General features: G+C 64.4%; 13 protein-coding genes. 2 read left to right on the top strand and 11 right to left on the bottom strand.

Annotation, left to right across the window (positions count from 1 at the left end):
• Positions 1 to 4 precede the first annotated feature (4 nt).
• Positions 5 to 1,849: a hypothetical protein gene (locus tag P9228_RS28135; RefSeq protein WP_095799773.1), complete on the bottom strand. Its 1,845-nt coding sequence runs from the start codon at positions 1,847 to 1,849 to the stop codon at positions 5 to 7.
• 71 nt (positions 1,850 to 1,920) lie between these two features.
• Positions 1,921 to 3,219, bottom strand: coding sequence for an adenylosuccinate synthase (locus P9228_RS28130; RefSeq protein WP_067001833.1), 1,299 nt, complete (start codon positions 3,217 to 3,219; stop codon positions 1,921 to 1,923).
• Between the two features lie 217 nt (positions 3,220 to 3,436).
• On the opposite strand from P9228_RS28130, the gene P9228_RS28125 reads away from it, so the two are divergent.
• Complete coding sequence (locus tag P9228_RS28125; protein WP_067319440.1) at positions 3,437 to 4,327, top strand: DMT family transporter; 891 nt, start codon at positions 3,437 to 3,439, stop codon at positions 4,325 to 4,327.
• A 41-nt stretch (positions 4,328 to 4,368) separates the two neighbouring features.
• On the opposite strand, the gene serA is transcribed toward P9228_RS28125, so the two are convergent.
• The 5 genes from serA to glmM all read right to left on the bottom strand — a co-directional run bounded on the left by serA (position 4,369) and on the right by glmM (position 10,864).
• The gene (serA, locus tag P9228_RS28120) at positions 4,369 to 5,970 is read right to left on the bottom strand and encodes a phosphoglycerate dehydrogenase (protein ID WP_067001828.1); all 1,602 of its coding nucleotides are present in this window, start codon (positions 5,968 to 5,970) and stop codon (positions 4,369 to 4,371) included.
• Positions 5,971 to 6,037: 67 nt separating this feature from the next.
• Positions 6,038 to 7,213: a phosphoserine transaminase gene (locus P9228_RS28115; RefSeq protein ID WP_278056708.1), complete on the bottom strand. Its 1,176-nt coding sequence runs from the start codon at positions 7,211 to 7,213 to the stop codon at positions 6,038 to 6,040.
• Between the two features lie 199 nt (positions 7,214 to 7,412).
• Positions 7,413 to 8,273 carry an outer membrane protein gene (locus tag P9228_RS28110; protein ID WP_278056706.1) on the bottom strand — a complete coding sequence of 287 codons (861 nt, stop codon included), beginning with the start codon at positions 8,271 to 8,273 and terminating at the stop codon, positions 7,413 to 7,415.
• A 206-nt stretch (positions 8,274 to 8,479) separates the two neighbouring features.
• Positions 8,480 to 9,295 carry an outer membrane protein gene (locus tag P9228_RS28105; RefSeq protein ID WP_278056705.1) on the bottom strand — a complete coding sequence of 272 codons (816 nt, stop codon included), beginning with the start codon at positions 9,293 to 9,295 and terminating at the stop codon, positions 8,480 to 8,482.
• A gap of 216 nt (positions 9,296 to 9,511) precedes the next feature.
• Positions 9,512 to 10,864, bottom strand: coding sequence for a phosphoglucosamine mutase (glmM, locus tag P9228_RS28100; protein ID WP_067001816.1), 1,353 nt, complete (start codon positions 10,862 to 10,864; stop codon positions 9,512 to 9,514).
• 365 nt (positions 10,865 to 11,229) lie between these two features.
• Here glmM and P9228_RS28095 point away from each other — a divergent pair, with 365 nt between their 5' ends.
• Entirely contained in the window at positions 11,230 to 12,093 is an 864-nt protein-coding gene (locus P9228_RS28095) for a hypothetical protein (RefSeq protein WP_127247211.1), read from the top strand.
• A 385-nt stretch (positions 12,094 to 12,478) separates the two neighbouring features.
• Here the strand turns inward: P9228_RS28095 and ftsH are convergent, their stop codons facing one another.
• The 4 genes from ftsH to pal all read right to left on the bottom strand — a co-directional run bounded on the left by ftsH (position 12,479) and on the right by pal (position 17,884).
• A complete protein-coding gene (ftsH, locus tag P9228_RS28090; protein ID WP_067001810.1) occupies positions 12,479 to 14,413 on the bottom strand; it encodes an ATP-dependent zinc metalloprotease FtsH in 1,935 nt (644 codons plus the stop codon).
• Positions 14,414 to 14,519: 106 nt separating this feature from the next.
• The gene (tilS, locus tag P9228_RS28085; RefSeq protein WP_278056702.1) at positions 14,520 to 15,911 is read right to left on the bottom strand and encodes a tRNA lysidine(34) synthetase TilS; all 1,392 of its coding nucleotides are present in this window, start codon (positions 15,909 to 15,911) and stop codon (positions 14,520 to 14,522) included.
• Between the two features lie 51 nt (positions 15,912 to 15,962).
• Complete coding sequence (ybgF, locus tag P9228_RS28080) at positions 15,963 to 17,108, bottom strand: tol-pal system protein YbgF (RefSeq protein ID WP_278056700.1); 1,146 nt, start codon at positions 17,106 to 17,108, stop codon at positions 15,963 to 15,965.
• Between the two features lie 269 nt (positions 17,109 to 17,377).
• Positions 17,378 to 17,884, bottom strand: a complete 507-nt coding sequence (pal, locus tag P9228_RS28075) for a peptidoglycan-associated lipoprotein Pal (protein ID WP_067001802.1) — start codon at positions 17,882 to 17,884, stop codon at positions 17,378 to 17,380.
• Positions 17,885 to 18,177 lie beyond the last annotated feature (293 nt).

Genomic DNA, 18,177 nt, shown 5'->3' with positions numbered 1-18,177 from the left:
GGCCTCAACCGGACGTCTTCGTCGCCCAGGCCTTCAGCGCCTCATCAAACACCTTCTCGCCCGGAATGCCCTTTTCCATGGTGAGCAGGGCACGGCGTCCGGTCTTGTAGACCACCGGCACGTCGATCCAGGCCTGCCCCCTGAGCAGCGTCAGGTTGGCGTCCTCGTCGGCCTTGGTGTCGTTGAGGGCGACGAGGAAGAAGCCGTCGGCGATCTTGGCCGGGATGCCGATCAGCGGGCTGCCGGCGTCCTGTTCCGAGCTCTTCATGGCGATGCGCAGGATGTTGTCGACGCCGCCGCCGTCAAACCCTTCCGGCGTCAGGAAGATCATCTCGATGATGTGGCTGGCCGGCAGCGTCTGGTCGGTATTGCGCCGGATGGTCATGCGCAGCTGGATGTCCTTGCCGGGTATCGTCGCCTCGGCGCGGATCGCCGGCTCCGGCGGCAAGTCGCCGCCCGGCGATTCCTGCACCAGCGACCAGACGATGCTGCCGGGCTCGGCGGTGCCCTGCTGCGTGCTGGTGCGCTCCTCATAGAAGATCGCTTTCTGGCCGACCGGCACGGTCGCTTGGGCCGTCGCAGGCGCAGTCCCGGACGCGGGTGGCGGAGTCGTGCCAGCGGCAGGCGGAGTGGCCGCCGCGGCCGGAGGCGTGGTTCCGGCGGCCGGCGCGGGCGGATTGGCGGCGGCACCGGCGGGCGCCGACGGCGTGGTCCCGGCAGGCGGGCTCGCGGGCGGGGTTTGCGCAGCCTGCGGAGTGTCGGCGGCGGGCGGGGTCGCGGCCGGAGTTGGCGCGGCGGGCGGCGTGCCGGCGGCGGGCGCCGGCGTCATCCCAGGCGCGGCTGGCGGCGGCGTGGTCAGTGCGGCGACGGATTCGCCCTCGCCGATGGTGCTCTGGCCGCCAGCCGGACCAGGATCTACTTCCTTGCCCTCGGGCGTCAGCCGCTGGGTGAATTTCGCTGTTTCGGCCGGCTCATTGGCTGCAGCCGCGTTATTGCCCGCAGCCGGCGGCGCGGCCGCCGTCTCGGCGGTCGGCTTTGTCGGGGCGGCAGGCTTGACCAGAGGCTCGGTCGAGACGGTCTGGCTGCTGCCGCCCTTCAAGCCGAGTATGGAGCTGAACGCATCCTTGTTCAGCCAAACGCCGTACCCGCCGCCGGCCAGCACCAGCAATGCGACAACGGCAGCAATCAACCCGCCATAGCTGCGCTTGCGCGGCGCAGGCCGCAGCCGCTGGAAAGTATCGGCCGGCTGCTCGTCATTGGCAAAGACATCGCTGTCCTCGTCCGGTTCGGCGGCGTTCATCCCGGGCAGGCCGACATCGTCCTCGCGCGGCGAGGGCATGGGCGGCGGTGCCGCGGGCACCTTGTGCCAGCCGCCGGGCTCAGTCTTCGTTGCCCCTTGCCAGCTTGGTTCCGTCTTTGCTGCGCCTTGCCAGCTCGGTTCCGCCTTCACCGGCGCCGGTGCGGGCGCCGTCTTGAAGGGCTCCGGCTTGAAGGGCTCCGGCTTGGCAGGTTCGGGCTTCGCCACCGACGGCTGCCGGACGTGGCTCGGCTGGTTCTTGTTGCGGTCGATCGAGGAAAAAATATGTTCCAGCTCCGCCAGGGGATCTTCCGCTGGAGCCGGCTTGGGCGCCGGAGCAGGCTTGGCATACTCGCGCTCGACGCTGGCGACGGCATCTTCGAGCGAACGTTTCTGCTTGCTGATGACCTCGGCCGACAACGGCGGAGAATAGTTCGCGAGTTTCTTCGCCAGCATCTCACGAGCATTCTCGTAAATCCGCTTGCGCAACTCGGGCGAGGGCTCGCTGTGCTTCGCAAGCTGTTTTTTCAGAACACCAACGAAATCTGCCATGCGTCAGTCGACCTGCAATTCTTTCCCGGGCCGGCCGCAAATCAGCCGTAGCGCCTGGAAGCGCTGTGAAACTAGTCTTGAAACGGATCGGTCACAAGTATCGTGTCGTCCCGCTCCGGGCTGGTGGAAAGCAGTGCAACCGGGGCGCCGATCAGCTCCTCGATGTGGCGGACATATTTGACGGCTTGCGCCGGCAGATCGTTCCAGCTCCTGGCGCCGGCCGTCGTTCCCTTCCAGCCTTCGAGCGTCTCATAGACCGGCTCGACGCGCGACTGGGCGCCCTGGCTGGCCGGCAGATAGTCGATCAACTCGCCATCGAGGCGATAGCCGGTGCAGACCTTGATCTCGTCCAGCCCGTCGAGCACGTCGAGCTTGGTGAGCGCGATGCCCTTGATGCCGTTGACGGCCACCGCCTGGCGCACCAGCACGGCGTCGAACCAGCCGCAGCGGCGCTTGCGGCCGGTGACGACGCCGAATTCGTGGCCGCGCGTGCCGAGGAACTCGCCGACCTCATTCTTCTGCTCGGTCGGGAACGGCCCTTCGCCGACGCGCGTCGTATAGGCCTTGGTGATGCCGAGCACATAGCCGATCGCGCCGGGGCCGGTGCCGGAGCCGGCGGCCGCTTGCCCTGCCACGGTGTTGGATGAGGTGACGAAGGGATAGGTGCCGTGGTCGATATCGAGCAGCGTGCCTTGCGCGCCCTCGAACAGGATGCGCGCACCCGCGCGGCGCTTGTCGTCGAGCACCTTCCAGACGCGGTCCATGTAAGGCAGGATCTCGCCGGCCACCGAGGTCAGCTCCTGCATGATCGCCTCCTGGGTCGCTTCCGGATGGCCGAGCCCGCGGCGCAGCGCATTATGATGCGTGAGCAGCCTGTCGACCTTCAGGGGAAGCGTTTCCAAATCCGCCAGATCCATCACCCGCACCGCACGCCGGCCCACCTTGTCCTCATATGCGGGGCCGATGCCGCGGCGAGTCGTGCCAATCTTGGTTCCGGAATTCGAGGCGGCGTCTTCGCGGAACCCGTCCAGCTCCCGGTGCAGCGACAGGATAAGCGCGGTGTTTTCGGCGATTTTCAGGCGTTCGGGCGTCACCTCCACGCCCTGCTCCTTGAGCTTCTTTGTTTCCGCGACGAAGGCGTGCGGATCGAAGACCACCCCGTTGCCGATGATCGACAGCTTGCCCTCTCTGACCACGCCGGACGGCAAGAGCGAAAGCTTGTAGACCTTGCCGTCGACGACCAGGGTATGACCTGCATTGTGGCCGCCCTGGAAGCGCACGACCACGTCGGCGCGCTCCGACAGCCAGTCGACGATCTTGCCCTTGCCTTCGTCGCCCCACTGCGAGCCGACGACCACCACATTGGCCATGTTCTTTTCCCTTGAGATGCCGCCTTGGCGGCTTGAAACGACAGGCCTCTATAGCCTCATGTGCAGGCCGATGCGACCCCTTCTTTGTCCCCGAAACCACCCAGGGCACAACAAACCAGGCACAACAAATTCCGGCTTTCGCATCATTTACTTGGCCTCGCCATCGCAATAGGCCGGCATCCTTCTTCCACCGCGCCTGCCGGTCCAGGATTAAGCGATGCATCGAGCCGCCTATCTGTTCCTGCTCTCCACCATGCTGCTGTGGGGCGGCAATTCCGTGGCCGGCAAGCTTGCCGTCGGCCATGTGTCGCCGATGACGTTGGTTTTCCTGCGCTGGGTGCTGGCGGTGCTGATCATGCTGCCCGTCGGCTGGCGGACGTTTCGCGAGGACTGGCCTGAACTGCGCCGGCATTGGCTGCTGGTCGCCGGCCTCGGCGCCTGCGGCTTCACGGTGTTCAACGTCATCTTCTACACGGCGCTGAACTACACGACCGCCATCAATGTCTCGATCGAGCAGGCCGCCATACCGATCGTCATCATCCTCGCCAACTTCGTGCTGTTTAGGCTGCACGTGCAGCGCCTGCAGATCGTCGGCGTCGCGCTCACCATCCTCGGCGTCGCCCTGACCGCGAGCCATGGCGACCTCGGTCAGCTGCTGAAGCTCGAGCTCAATTTCGGCGACGCCATCATGCTGGTCGCGGTCCTCTGCTACAGCCTCTATTCGGTGGGGCTGCGCCTGAAGCCGGCCGTTCGCTGGCAAAGCTTCATGCTGGCTCTGTCGCTCGCCGCGCTTTTGACCTCGGTGCCGTTCTTTGTCTGGGAAGTGGCGGCGGGCCGCGTCATCGTCCCGGACGCGCGAGGATGGGCGGTCGCGTTCTACACCGCGCTCGGCGCGTCCGTCGTCTCGCAGATCTTCTACATCAAGGGCAACGAGCTGATCGGCGCCAATCGCGCCGGACTGTTCATCAATCTGGTGCCAATCTTCGGCACCCTGCTTTCGGTGCTGATCGTCGGCGAGCAGTTCCAATTCTATCAGGGTCTTGCGCTTGCGCTCGTGCTCGGAGGCATCGCGCTGGCCGAATACAGTGGCAGCAGGGCCGTTCTGTAGGGGAAATGCCCCGCATGCCGAAGCATGCGGGGCATGATCTTTCAGGCGGCGCCGACATCGAAGTGCAGCGGTTTGGCCGAATCGATCGATTGGTGCGCCCGCAGTTGATCGAGCACCCTTTCCGGGAAGGGTGCGTCGAGATAGAGCAGCGCGATCGCATCGCCGCCCGGCCGGTTGCGGCCGAGCTGGAAGTTGGCGATGTTGACGCCGTTCTCACCGCAGACGGTGCCGAGCAGGCCGATGATGCCGGGTGCGTCGGCATTGGTCGTGTAGAGCATGTGCTGGCCGACCTCGGCATCGAGGTTGATGCCCTTGATCTGGATGAAGCGCGGCTTGCCGTCCGAGAAGCAGGTCCCGGCGATCGAGCGCGTCATATGCTCGGTCTTGACGGTGAGCTTGATGTAGCCGTCGAAGACGCCAGATTTGTCGCGCTTGACCTCGGCGACGATAATGCCGCGCTCCTTCACCATGATCGGCGCCGACACCATGTTGACGTCGGAGACCTGCGGCCGGATCAGGCCGGCAAGAGTGGCGCTCACCAGCGCGCGCGTGTTCATCGTCGCGGTCGAGCCGTCGAACAGTATCTCCACCTCCTTGATCGGATCTTCGGTGACCTGGCCGACAAAGGCGCCGAGCACCTCGGCCAGCTTGACGAAGGGTTTCAGTCGGGGCGCTTCCTCGGCGGTGATCGACGGCATGTTGATGGCGTTGGAAACGGCGCCCTTGATCAGGTAATCGGCCATCTGCTCGGCCACTTGCAGCGCAACGTTCTCCTGCGCCTCGGTGGTCGAGGCGCCGAGATGCGGGGTTGCCACGACATTCTGCATGCCGAACAGCGGATTGTTCTCCGCCGGCTCGGCCTCGAAAACATCGACGCCAGCGCCGGCCACCTTGCCGCTCTTCAGTGCCGCGACCAGGTCGGCCTCGACGACCAGCCCGCCGCGCGCGCAATTGATGATGCGCACGCCGTCCTTCATCTTGGCGATCGCGGCCGCATCGATGATGTTGCGCGTCTTGTCGGTCAGCGGCGTGTGCAAGGTTATGAAGTCGGCGCGCGCGAAAAGCTCGTCGAGCTCGACCTTCTCGACGCCGAGCTCTTCAGCGCGGCTGTCCGACAGGAACGGATCGAAAGCCACGACATGCATCTTCAGGCCGACGCCGCGCGTCGCGACGATCGAGCCGATATTGCCGCAGCCGATCACGCCCAGCGTCTTGCCGGTGATCTCGACGCCCATGAAGCGGTTCTTCTCCCATTTTCCCGCATGGGTCGAGGCGTTGGCCTCCGGGATTTGGCGCGCCAGCGCGAAGATCATCGCAACGGCGTGCTCGGCGGTGGTGATCGAGTTGCCGAAGGGCGTGTTCATCACGATGATGCCCTTGCGGCTCGCCGCCGGAATGTCGACATTGTCGACGCCGATGCCGGCGCGGCCGACGACCTTGAGCCTGGTGGCGGCATTGATCAGCTTCTCGGTGACCTTGGTCGCCGAGCGGATGGCGAGGCCGTCATACTGGCCGATTACTTCGAGAAGCTTTTCCTTGTCCTTGCCGAGATCGGGCAGGTAGTCGACCTCGATGCCGCGGTCCTTGAAGATCTGCACGGCGGTGGTTGAAAGTTTATCCGAGACGAGAACGCGGGGCGCCATGGCGGCCTCCTTGAAGAATGGGATTGATCCGTTTGGGATCGGCGGCCCGAAGGCCGCCGCGAATGACTCAGGCGGCCGCTTTCAGCGACGCCTTCTGCATGGCGAAGGCCCAGTCGAGCCAGGGCAGCAGTGCTTCGAGATCGGAGGTCTCGACGGTCGCGCCGCACCAGATGCGAAGGCCGGGCGGCGCATCGCGGTAGGAGCCGATGTCGTAGGCGACATCTTCCTTGTCGAGCGTCGAGACGATACCTTTGGCGTAAGCCGCCTGACCGTCGGCATCGAGCGCCGCCACGTCCGGATCGGTGAAGGACAGGCACACGGAAGTGTTTGAGCGCGTCGCCGGATCGACGGCCAGATGGCCGAGCCACGACGACCTGGCCACGAACCGGTCCAGCACCGCAGCGTTGGCGTCGGCGCGGGCGATCAGCGCTTCCAGGCCGCCGATCGACTTCGCCCATTGAAGCGCATCGAGATAGTCCTCGACGCACAGCATCGACGGCGTGTTGATGGTCTCGCCCTTAAAGATGCCCTCGATCAGCTTGCCGCCGGAAGTCAGGCGGAAGATCTTCGGCAGCGGCCAGGCCGGCTTGTAGGTTTCCAGCCGCTCGACGGCGCGCGGGCTGAGGATCAGCATACCGTGCGCGCCCTCGCCGCCCAGCACCTTCTGCCAGGAGAAGGTGACGACGTCGAGTTTATCGAAGTCGAGCCGCTGCGCGAACGCCGCCGAGGTGGCGTCGCAGATGGTGAGACCCTTGCGGTCGGTCGGAATGAAATCGCCGTCCGGCACGCGCACGCCGGAGGTCGTGCCGTTCCAGGTGAAGACCACGTCGCGATCGAAATCGATCTGCGTCAGATCCGGCAACACGCCGTAGCCGGCCTCGAACTTGCGCACATCGGCGAGCTTGAGCTGCTTGACGACATCGGTCACCCAGCCGGAACCGAAACTTTCCCAGGCGACCATGTCGACGCCGCGCTCGCCAAGCAGCGACCACAGTGCCATCTCGACCGCGCCGGTATCGGATGCCGGCACGATGCCGATCCGGTAGCCGGCCGGGACCTTGAGGATTTCGCGCGTCAGCTCGATCGCCTGTTCGAGCTTGCCCTTGCCGATTTTGGCGCGGTGGGAGCGTCCGAGCGCAGCAGCTTCCAGCGCCTCGACCGACCAGCCGGGGCGTTTTGCACAGGGACCTGAGGAGAAATTGGGGTTTGCCGGACGGAGTCCGGGCTTGGTAAGCGTCGTCATCGTGGTCTATCCTTCCAGATAGTGGCCCCTCGTTGGGGAGGGGTGGCCCACGGACGGCGATATGCTTTCAGGCTTTCGGCGTCAAGAGCAAAGTTTTTGTCGCTGTCGGGATATTTGCATCTCACGGCACCAAGCGCCGGAAAGGAAAAAGAACGGCGGACCGCTCGATCCGCCGGCGGCAATTTCCGAATTCCCTCGCTCACCAAAGATCGTAGCGCAGCCCGAGCTTGACCGTCTGATAGTCAATGCCCTGGCGGATATTGAAAGCGCCACCATCATAGGCGACGTATTTCGCCGCTGGGACGGAAAAGTATTCGTAGCCGAGATCGACCGAAACGTTCTTCGTGACCTGGTAAGAGAGCCCTGCGCCGATGGAATAGGCCAGATTGAACTTTGCCGCAGTATCGGTCTGCCCTTCATAGCCGGCCGGATCGTCGCAGAAAAATCCGCCGGTGCCGGCGCTGTTCGTAGGAACCTCCACGCAGTCGCGCGCGCCGATGCTTCTGTAGTATTTGTTGTAGGCGAGCCCGATGCCGCCGCCGATATAGGGCGTAAGCCCGACATAGGTGCCCAGGTCTACATAGCCATTGGCCATGATGCTGTAGCCCTTGTTGGAAGCGTTGTCGGAAAGGTCGCAGGCCTGGCTGGTCGCAACGGAATTGATCGTTCCGAAACCGTCGTCCACAAGCGTGTGCCCGTCGCAGGTGGCTCCCAGTCTGTCATGGGCGGCGAATTTGTCGGTCGGCAGGATTCCACCGTTCAACTCGACCCGCAGGTAGTCGTTGACGTGATAGCCCATGCCGATGCTGCCGCTGAACAAGCTGGACTCGTCGCTGAAGCTGTTGAGCGGTCCCGACGAGGTTTCCTCATGCTTGAACGGGTGGCTGAAAGCGTAGCCGACGTCGCCGCGGAGGTACCAGCCGGAGCCTACCTCGACCGGCTGATAGTCCGGCGCCTGGTCGACATAGATCGGCGGATCGTAGTCGGCCGACACCGCCTGTGTCGCCGGCATCAGCACGATTGCGGCGAGCGCCAGTGCGATACGCGATTTTGATGTCATGGTCCCCGGCTCCTGAGATTGGCACCAGTCGCGAACGCGAGCACAGCTGCCGTTTCAGGAGCATTGTTAACCATAGTGGTTAAGTGCCGGTTAAGGATAACAGGGAGTTACCGAATTGATTTCGATGCTGTTTTACCGGCCACCCACAAAAGAAAATCGCCCGGCTGGCGCCGGGCGATCGGCAGAATTTCAGGATCTCGAAGCGGCTACTTGGTGTAGATCGGCTCCGGCTCAGGCTGGTAGGCCACCGGTGTAGCGCACCCATTGTTGCCGCCAAACTGGTAGCGCAGACCGCCGCGCACCTCATGCGTGTTGATGCCGTGGTCGAACCCCGGCCCGGAACTCGTCGAATCGAACTCGAACATGCGCCCGCCCTGGATGTGAGTGAAGCGGTAGCCAGCGTCGAGCATCACCCTGTCGGTCAGGCAGTAGGAAGCGCCGGCCATGAGCGCATAGGCGAAGCGCCAGTTGGACGAACCCGGGTTGGTTTCTGTGGTGTTCGGGTCGTGGACCGTGTCCCACTTGACGTGCGCGCCGCCGATGCCGGCGCCGACGTAAGGCGTGATGCCGTGATAGGTGCCGATATCGACATAGGCATTGGCCAACAGCAGCAGCGCGCTCATCCTTGACACCTCGGTTGATGTCGTGACGAGGTCCGAGGTCTGGCCGTTGAAGTCCGACTTGAACCAATAGTCGGCCGTTAGATCGGTCCGGAAGTAATCGTTGATCTTGTAGCCGACGCCGCCGCCGAGCGAGAAGCCGCCCTTCAGCTTGCCGAAATCGAAATCGTTGGTGCCGGGCGGTGGCCCGTATGTAATGTAGTCGATGCCGCGCAAGGTCGACTTGTGGTAGTCGATGTCGCCGCGAATATACCAGCCGCCGACGTCGATCGGCTGCGCCTCGACCACCGGCGGCGGAGCTTCCTCCACCGGCGGTGGTTCCCCGAGGTCGGCGGCGAGGGCCGGTCCGGCCACTCCCGCCAACAGCGCGGCAAACAGTGCCATTCTTGCGGTATCGAACATGCTGTCACCCCTAAGAAGCCTCGGGACGACATCGCCCGAAGATGAACCTCGGCGTGGATAATGAATTGCAAAGGTTAAAAGCCGTTTAACCGTACCGATTAACCACGAATGCCTACAATTTTAGAGGGTATTCCGTTGTCCGGGGTGTTGTGAGCGCGCGAAAAAGCCCGCCTGGCGGCGGGCTTGCAGATGCGATCGTCCGCTTTGCGGCGGCGATCAGGCGGCGCTGCGGGTATCCGAGATGATGCCGACGATCTCGTTGACGACGGCCTCGACCAGCTGCGGATCGTCGCCTTCGGCCATGACGCGGATGAGCGGCTCGGTGCCGGACGGTCGGATAACGAGGCGGCCGGCCTTGCCCAGGCGGTTGCGCCCTTCCTCGATGGCTGCCTTGACCGGCGCCTCCTCCAGCGGCTTGCCGCCGGAGATGCGGACGTTCTTCAGAAGCTGAGGCACCGGCTCGAACTTTTTCGACAGCTCGCTGACCGGCCGGTTCTGCCGCTTGATGCAGGCCAGCACCTGCAGCGCCGAAACCAGGCCGTCTCCGGTGGTCGAGAAATCGGACAGCACAATATGGCCGGACTGCTCCCCGCCGACATTGAGGCCGTGCGCGCGCATGTGCTCGACGACATAGCGGTCGCCGACCTTGGTGCGGTGCAGCTGCAGCTTCATGTCGCCAAGGAAACGCTCGAGACCGAGATTGGACATCACCGTCGAGACGACGCCGCCGCCGGCCAGCCGTCCGCTCTGGTGCCAGGACTCGGCGATCAGCGCCATGATCTGGTCGCCGTCGACGATGGCGCCGTTCTCGTCGACGATGACCACACGGTCGGCGTCGCCGTCGAGCGCGATGCCGATATCGGCGCGCACCTCGTGCACCTTCTTCTGCAGGCCGGCCGGATGGGTCGAGCCGCACTCCTTGTTGATGTTGAAGCCGTTCGGCTCGACATTGATGGCGACCACCTCGGCGCCGAGCTCCCACAGCGCCTCCGGCGCCACCTTGTAGGAGGCGCCGTTCGCGCAATCGACGACGATCCGAAGCCCGGAAAGCGACATCGAGCGCGGCAGCGTGCGCTTGGCGAATTCGATATAGCGGTCGTGGACGCCGTCGACGCGCTTGGCACGCCCCAGCCCGTCGGAATCGGCAAGCGACAACTCGATGTCCTTGTCGAGCATGCCTTCGATTCGCTCCTCGATCTCGTCGGAGAGCTTATAGCCGTCGGGGCCGAACAGCTTGATGCCGTTGTCGTAATAGGGGTTATGCGAGGCCGAGATCATCACCCCGATGTCGGCGCGCAGCGAGCGCACCAGCATGGCGACCGCCGGTGTCGGAATCGGCCCGAGCAGGAACACGTCCATGCCGGCGGCGCACAGGCCTGACACCATCGCGTTCTCGATCATGTAGCCGGAAAGCCGCGTGTCCTTGCCGAGCACGACGCGGTGCCGATGGTTGCCCCGCTGGAAAGAAAGGCCGGCGGCCATACCCACCCGCATGGCCACCTCGGCCGTCATGGGAAACTTGTTGGCGCGTCCGCGAATGCCGTCGGTGCCGAAATACTGCCCTGCCATACCTGCCAAAGTCCCCGTCGTTTTCAGCCGCCCGTATTGCCACAATTGGGCCGCATCCGATCATCACGTTTCGTGATTATATATTACCATTGCTTAGAAAATCATTGTCGCGGACGGGTCAAGTGATTCGGCGGCCTGCCACGACCTCTCGTTGTAACGGGAATATAGAAGCCCAGACAGCTTTTCCGCCCGACACGGTTGTAAAAACCTTATTTGCTCGAACCGAGCGCCAGCAATTTAGCACCTTGTCGGCAGGAACACACTTTGTGAGGGCATCCGCGCGGGAAGCATCTGGCGCAGCCCGAAGTTGAGAGCTATTGATTTGGTATAGGCACCATTTGGCGGCAGCAAGGGAGAAAAACGCCATGCTTATTCATAGACTTGCAGCATTGACGGGCATCGCCGTCGCAACCCTGTTCCTGGCGGCGCCGGCCAACGCGCTGACCATGGCCGAGTGCAGCACCAAGTACAACGCGGCCAAGGACGCCGGAACGCTCAATGGCCAGACCTGGAACCAGTTCCGCAAGGCCCAGTGCGGCAGCGACGCTTCCGCCACGACCGACACCAAGGCGGCGACCGACACCAAGGCGGCGACTGAGACCAAGGCTGCGACCGAGACCAAGGCTTCTGACACCAAGAAGGCAAAGACGGCAGCTGCCTCGGACGACACGGCCAAGGGCCTGACCGCAAAGGAATGCAGCACCAAGTATCAGGCCGCTAAGGCGGCCGGCACGCTGAACGGCATGAAGTGGAACGATTTCCGCAAGGCTGAATGCGGCCCCGGCGCCACTGCTGCGGCAACCGCCAAACCTGCCACCAGCAAGACTTCCACCGCCGCTGACGGTGGTTCGGCCAAGGGCCTGACCATGGCCGAATGCAGCAGCAAGTACCAGGCTGCCAAGACCGCCAACAAGCTCAACGGCATGAAGTGGAACGACTTCCGCAAGACCGAATGCGGCGCCGGCGACGACGACGACACCGTGCCGGCTCCGACCGAGGCGACTTTCACCAAGGAACCGGCAAAGCCCAGCGTGGCTGCGCCGAAGGGCGTGACCTTCCCGACCGCCATCTCGCCGAAATTCGCCAACGAGACGCCGGCCAAGGCCCGCATGCACACCTGCCTCGAGCAGTACTATGCCAACAAGGACGCCAACACGCTGAACGGCCTGCGGTGGATCCAGAAGGGCGGCGGCTTCTACAGCCTCTGCAACGCCAAGCTGAAGAGCTGATCGCTCAGCGCTTACCTCCAAGACCAAGGCCCGCGCATCGCGAGATGCGCGGGCTTTTTCGTTGGACGCGCTTAAAGAGGCATATCGGCGCCGCAAAAGAACCCCCGCCAGCGAAGCTACCAATCTCCCCCTATATGGACTGAGGACATCGCGAACAGGTGTGCGAAGACATCGCGAACAGTTTCGTGCGTTTTGCGCGGGAGGTTCGGGGTGCCATGCGAGGCCAGAAGCGTGATGAGCCAGAAGGAAGATTGGCGCTTGCGCCGGACGCCGATCTTGCAGGTGCGGTCCGCGAGCGACTCGCCAATCGTCTGTGACCTCGCAAACAACAACGCCGCGGTCTGAGCCGCGGCGTCGTTTTTTATGTTTCGTTTTCGATCGAGCCTTAGCCCTGCGGCTGCGGCTCCATGCCGCCTTCGGGCTCGGGGCCCTTCTTGCGACGGCCGCCGGTGCCGGCTTTCGGCACAGCCGAGCCGCGGCTGGGCGGCGTGTCGTCGCCAAGGTCGCGGGCGGGCTTGTGGCCAGCGATCAGCTGCTTGATCTCCTCGCCGGTCAGGGTCTCGTATTCGAGCAGCCCTTCGGCCAGCGCGATCCAGTCCTTCTTCTTCTTGGTCAGCACGGTCTTGGCGGTGGAATAGGCATCGTCGATCAGCCGGCGCACCTCGGCGTCGATGATCTGCGCGGTCTCTTCCGAGATGTTCTGCTGGCGCGCCACCGAATGGCCGAGGAAGACCTCTTCCTGGTTGTCGCCATAGGCGACATGGCCGAGCTTGTCGGAGAAGCCCCAGCGCGTGACCATGGCGCGCGCCAGCTTGGTCGCCTGCTCGATGTCGGAGGAGGCGCCGGAAGTGATGTTCTCCTTGCCGAACTTGAACTCCTCGGCGACGCGGCCGCCCATCATGATCGCCAGCCTCGAGATCATGTATTTGTAGCTCATCGAATAGCGGTCGCCTTCCGGCAGCTGCATGACCATGCCGAGCGCGCGGCCGCGCGGGATGATGGTCGCCTTGTGCAGCGGATCGGCCGTCGGCACGTTGAGCGCCAGGATGGCGTGGCCTGCCTCGTGATAGGCGGTCAGCTCCTTCTCGGCCTGCGTCATCGCCGACGAGCGGCGCTCGGCGCCCATCATGATCTTGTCCTTGGCGTCCTCGAACTCGGCCATGGTGACGAGCCGCTTGTTGCGACGCGCCGCCATCAGCGCGGATTCGTTGACCAGGTTCATCAGGTCGGCGCCGGAGAAGCCGGGCGTGCCGCGCGCGATGACCTTGAGGTCGACATTGGGCGCCAGCGGCACGTTGCGCACATGCACCTTGAGGATCTTCTCGCGGCCGACGATGTCGGGGTTGGGCACGACCACCTGGCGGTCGAAGCGGCCCGGCCTGAGCAGCGCCGGGTCGAGCACGTCGGGCCGGTTGGTGGCGGCGATCAGGATGATGCTTTCGTTGGACTCGAAGCCGTCCATCTCGACCAGCAGCTGGTTCAGCGTCTGCTCGCGCTCGTCATTGCCGCCGCCGAGGCCGGCGCCGCGATGGCGGCCGACGGCGTCGATTTCGTCGATGAAGATGATGCAGGGGGCGTTCTTCTTGGCCTGGTCGAACATGTCGCGCACCCGGCTTGCGCCGACGCCGACGAACATCTCGACGAAATCCGAGCCGGAGATGGTGAAGAACGGCACGTTGGCCTCGCCTGCGACGGAGCGGGCGAGCAGCGTCTTGCCGGTTCCGGGAGGGCCGACCAGCAGCACGCCGCGCGGGATCTTGCCGCCGAGCCGCTGGAACTTCTGCGGATCGCGCAGGAACTCGACGATCTCCTCCAGGTCCTCCTTGGCCTCGTCGACGCCGGCGACGTCCTGGAAGGTGACGCGGCCATGCGCCTCGGTGAGCAACTTCGCCTTCGACTTGCCGAAGCCCATGGCGCGGCCGGAGCCGGACTGCATCTGGCGCATGAAGAATATCCACACGCCGAGGATCAGGATCATCGGCAGCCACGAGATCAGATAGCCGAACAGCGAGTTCGAACCGTCGCTTTCAGGCCGCGCATTGATGGTGACGTTCTTGTCCTGCAGCCTGGAGACCAGCGACGGATCGCCCGGCGAATAGGTCTGGAAGCCGTTGGCGTTGTCCGTATAGTTGCCCGAGATACGGGCGCCGGCGATCGTCACGCTCTTGACCCGGCCGGAAGACACATCCTGCAGGAACTGCGAATAGGCAATCTCGCTCGAAGCGCCGCGCGTCTGCGGCGTCTGGAAAAGATTGAACAGGGCGATGAGCAGGACCGCTATGATCGCCCAGAGCGCGAGGTTGCGATAATTCGGATTCATCTATTGTCCTGTTGGCGTCCGCGCGCGGACCCACGATGGTGATTGGAGGCTTGGGCCTAACATAGGGAGAGCGTCTCCCCTTGCCAAGCAGAACAGCATGCCTCGGTTAAGCTTTCGCCCATGCTCCGCCGGGATCATGGCCGCGAAAAGGCGAGGGCGGCAGCGGCGGCGCGCCGATCAGCGCGGCGACGGCGGCAGCGGGCCGGAGATCGAAGGACGGCAGGAAGCGGGTGAAGGGCGACACCGCAGGAACGATCGCCGTCGCCGCCGGCGCGGCATCACCGCCAGCCAAATCAAGGCGTTCGCCGCCGCGCCACAGCGCGGGCTCGGCGGCCAGCGCCTTGCGCAGCAAGCTCGCCGGAACGTCGCCTTCCGGGGTAAATCGCTTGGCGGCGCCGGGACCTGCTGGCGCGATCACCAACCCGCTCGGCCTGTCGCTCAATGTGATCCTCCGCCGACCGTCCCATAGGGCCTGCTCAGCAGCCGGAACTGCGGGCAGATTGCGGGCCTCGCGGTGGAGGAAAATGCCGGTGCGGCGCGCGTCGACCACCGTCCGCGACAATGTGGCGCAAAGCGTCCCCGACCGCAGATGCTCGAACAGCGCCCGGCAACGCGCCTCGTCGACAAGGAACGTGACGCCGCCGACCGTGGCGAGCAGGATGCGAAATGCATAGACGGCGGCTTCGCTATCCTCACCACTTGCGAAATCGCGATCGAGGCGGATGAGCCCCGGAGCCGGCTGGCGAGCGAAGGCGCCGATCAGCGCCGCCGCACGCTGGCCGAGGTTCTCGCGCTCGGCGGCTGCCTGTCCGGCCTTGGCGATTGCTTCCATGAGGCGCGCCTCGCCGGCCCCGCCCGTGAGCGAGATGCGCAGGCGCGGCCGCTCGAAGCGCCGGTCGACATTGGTCGGATCCTCGGTCCAGCCGATGCCGCGACGCTTCAGCATCTCCCGCAATGCCGCGCGGCGCGTGGCGAGCAGCGGGCGGGCGATCCAGACCCGCCAATCGTAGAGCGTCGCGGGCGCCATGCCGGCGAGGCCGCGGCCGTCGCGTGGATCCTCGTTGCGTGCATCCCTTTCACGAGCTTGCCGCATCAGCACGGTCTCGGCCTGGTCGTCGGCGGTATGTCCGGTCACCACCGCGCCGATGCCTTCCGCTTCGGCTGCCTCGGCCAGCAGCCGGTAGCGCGCCTCGCGCGCGGCGGCCGGCAAGCCGGTCGATGGCTTGCGGCCGGACCAGACGAGCGTGCGATGCGCGATGCCGTGCTCGGCGCAAAGCCGGGCGACAGCTTGCGCTTCGGCCGCCGAGCTTGGTCTGAGGTCATGATCGATCGTCACCGCAAGCAGCCTTGCCGCGGGCAGGGTACGGTCGAGGTGGTGCTTGAGCAGATGGAGAAGGGCGGTCGAGTCGCTGCCGCCGGACACGGCCGCAACGGCGCCGTGGGAGAAGTCGAAGTCTTGGAAAAGGCGATCCGAAAGGTCAGTCTCGGTACCGAACATCACTGCGCGTCGTCCACAAGCGGTCCCGATTCTGGGACAACGACACGCAAGCTAGCACGAGGCCAGCGCCTTTTCCTGCTTGATGCGTTCCTTCAGCGTGCCGGAAACATCCGGGTAGCGCTTGCCGATCTCGTTGAAAGTGGCGCAGGCCACGTCGTTCTGCTTGAGGCCGACCAGCGATACGCCGAGCTTGAGCAGCATGTCGGGCGCCTTCTTGGCCTTCGGATAATCCTTGCTGGCGGCCAGGAAAACCTCCGCCGCGTCGCGGTATTTCTGCTGGCCAAGCAGGGATTCGCCCAGCCAGTAATGCGCGTCCGCCGCCTTGGCGTCCTTGGGGAAGCGCGAGATATGGTCGCGGAACCCCTGCTCGGCGGTGGGATAGTCGCCCGACAGGATGAACTGGTAGGAGTTGCGGTAGAGTTCGTCCGGATTGTTGGTCGAGGGCAGCGAGGCCATGACCGTGCCGCCGGACTTGCCTTTGCCAGCCTTGCTGCCGGTCTCCGCGGCAGGCGCGTTTGCCGTAGCCGCGGGAGCTTCCGTCTGCGAGCCCGCCTGCGGGGCGGGGTCGGCATTGACGACATTGCCGTTCTTGTCGACGGTGATGGTGCCGAAGGTCTTCGGCGGCGCGCCGGTGATCAACTTGCCCGGGTCGCCGGTCTGAGACTCGACGATGACGTCGCCGACGCTCTTGCCGCCGCCGTCCTGCGGAGCCGTGCCGGCCGGAGCTTGCGTCGCCGGAGCCGTTGCGACGTTGGTGTCGGTGCCGCTGTCGCCGGCGCCAGCATCGCCCATATTCGTGTTGCCGCTGCTGCCGTCCTGCGGCGCGGCCTCCGACTTCTTTTGGCCCGTTGGCTTCGCGCCCTGCGAGCCGCCTTCGAGCTGCTGGAAGCGGAACTCGTTGTCCTCCTGCTGCTTGCGCATCTGCTCCTGCATTTGCAGGATCTGGAAATTGAGCTCCTCAAGCTTGCCGTTCATCTGGCGGATCTGATCCTCCAGACCGGTCATGCCGGCGCCGTCCTGCTGGGCGACTTGCGCCTGCTCGGTCTTCTTCTTGTCGCCGAAAATGCCGAGCGTCGGCAGATGGAAAGTGAACCCGCTGCCCGAAGATTGCCCGCTGTCCGCCGGGGCTGCGACGCCTGCGATGCTTGATACGAGCAGCAGCGCAAGCGTGCCGCTCAGGACCGTTCTGAAATGCATTATGTCTCTCGCCGTGAAATCTGTTGGCCCGATGCGCCTTTCCAAATCGGAGGGGGATAAAGCGCCTTCGCGCTCTTAGCAGGACGCGAGACTTCGGCCAAATTTTGTTTCAAGCTGTCGCATATGAAAAAGGCGGCTCGGAGGCCGCCTTTCGTTCCGCGATGTTGTATTTTTGCCGCCCACAGCGCCGCGCGTCGTCAGACGCGCCAAGGACGCTGTGGCGCTCATGATCGTTTCCGAAAATCGATATCGATTTCCGGCGCGGCGCGTCAGGACCCGGCGCCCGAGAGCGTGGTGACGGCGCGGCGGTTCTGCGACCAGCACGAGATGTCGTCGCAGACGGCGACCGGGCGTTCCTTGCCGTAGGAGATCGTCTTCAGGCGGTTGGCCGCGACGCCCTTCGAAACCAGGAAGTCGCGGGTGGCAGCGGCGCGGCGGGCGCCCAGCGCCAGATTGTACTCGCGCGTGCCGCGCTCGTCGGCATGGCCTTCGATGACGATGGCATACTGCCTGTACTGGTTGAGCCACTGCGCCTGGCGCGACAGCGTCGTCTGCGCGTCGGCGCGGATCGACGAGGAGTCGGTGTCGAAGAAGATGCGGTCGCCGATGTTGACGGTGAAGTCCTGCGCCGAGCCGGGCGTGGCAGAGCCGGCGCCGTTGAGGCCGAGATCGGCGGCGCTGTTCGGCGTCTTCTTCGAGGCGCAGCCGGTGATGGCCAGAGCCGCCACCAGCGCGATCATTGCCGGATTTCTGGTAAGTGCTGCGATACGGCCCATGCCGCCTCTCCTTCGCATTCGAGTGATTTCGTTGATCACCCAGTAACCACGTTTGGGTTAACCGGCATTCAAGAAACACGGTTAATTTTTCGTTTCGAGCCGCCGTCCTCGGCCGATTTAGCTAGGCTCACAATGCGCGGCGACCGTAGGCGGAAATGCGGCCAAAACATGAAAAAAGGGGGAATTGAGGAACTGAAGAACTGAGGAATTGAAGGAAGAAATTAAGCCAGCTTCTCTCTGAGATTTACAAGCGCCCCCGGTCCTCCATTTTCCTCAGTTCGTCAGTTCGCCGT

It is taken from the genome of Mesorhizobium sp. WSM4898, assembly GCF_029625845.1.
Classification (GTDB): domain Bacteria; phylum Pseudomonadota; class Alphaproteobacteria; order Rhizobiales; family Rhizobiaceae; genus Mesorhizobium.
Note: the sequence above shows the minus strand (reverse complement) of the source record. Positions and strands in the feature narration are given on the sequence as shown.

What these genes read in the sequence shown, in the direction of transcription:
- serA (WP_067001828.1), bottom strand. Translation starts at nt 5,970, where the DNA reads ATGGCGCCCCGCGTTCTCGTCTCGGATAAACTTTCAACCACCGCCGTG.
- P9228_RS28125 (WP_067319440.1), top strand. Translation starts at nt 3,437, where the DNA reads ATGCATCGAGCCGCCTATCTGTTCCTGCTCTCCACCATGCTGCTGTGG.
- glmM (WP_067001816.1), bottom strand. Translation starts at nt 10,864, where the DNA reads ATGGCAGGGCAGTATTTCGGCACCGACGGCATTCGCGGACGCGCCAAC.
- ftsH (WP_067001810.1), bottom strand. Translation starts at nt 14,413, where the DNA reads ATGAATCCGAATTATCGCAACCTCGCGCTCTGGGCGATCATAGCGGTC.
- P9228_RS28135 (WP_095799773.1), bottom strand. Translation starts at nt 1,849, where the DNA reads ATGGCAGATTTCGTTGGTGTTCTGAAAAAACAGCTTGCGAAGCACAGC.
- P9228_RS28130 (WP_067001833.1), bottom strand. Translation starts at nt 3,219, where the DNA reads ATGGCCAATGTGGTGGTCGTCGGCTCGCAGTGGGGCGACGAAGGCAAG.
- pal (WP_067001802.1), bottom strand. Translation starts at nt 17,884, where the DNA reads ATGGGCCGTATCGCAGCACTTACCAGAAATCCGGCAATGATCGCGCTG.
- P9228_RS28115 (WP_278056708.1), bottom strand. Translation starts at nt 7,213, where the DNA reads ATGACGACGCTTACCAAGCCCGGACTCCGTCCGGCAAACCCCAATTTC.
- tilS (WP_278056702.1), bottom strand. Translation starts at nt 15,911, where the DNA reads ATGTTCGGTACCGAGACTGACCTTTCGGATCGCCTTTTCCAAGACTTC.
- P9228_RS28095 (WP_127247211.1), top strand. Translation starts at nt 11,230, where the DNA reads ATGCTTATTCATAGACTTGCAGCATTGACGGGCATCGCCGTCGCAACC.
- ybgF (WP_278056700.1), bottom strand. Translation starts at nt 17,108, where the DNA reads ATGCATTTCAGAACGGTCCTGAGCGGCACGCTTGCGCTGCTGCTCGTA.
- P9228_RS28110 (WP_278056706.1), bottom strand. Translation starts at nt 8,273, where the DNA reads ATGACATCAAAATCGCGTATCGCACTGGCGCTCGCCGCAATCGTGCTG.
- P9228_RS28105 (WP_278056705.1), bottom strand. Translation starts at nt 9,295, where the DNA reads ATGTTCGATACCGCAAGAATGGCACTGTTTGCCGCGCTGTTGGCGGGA.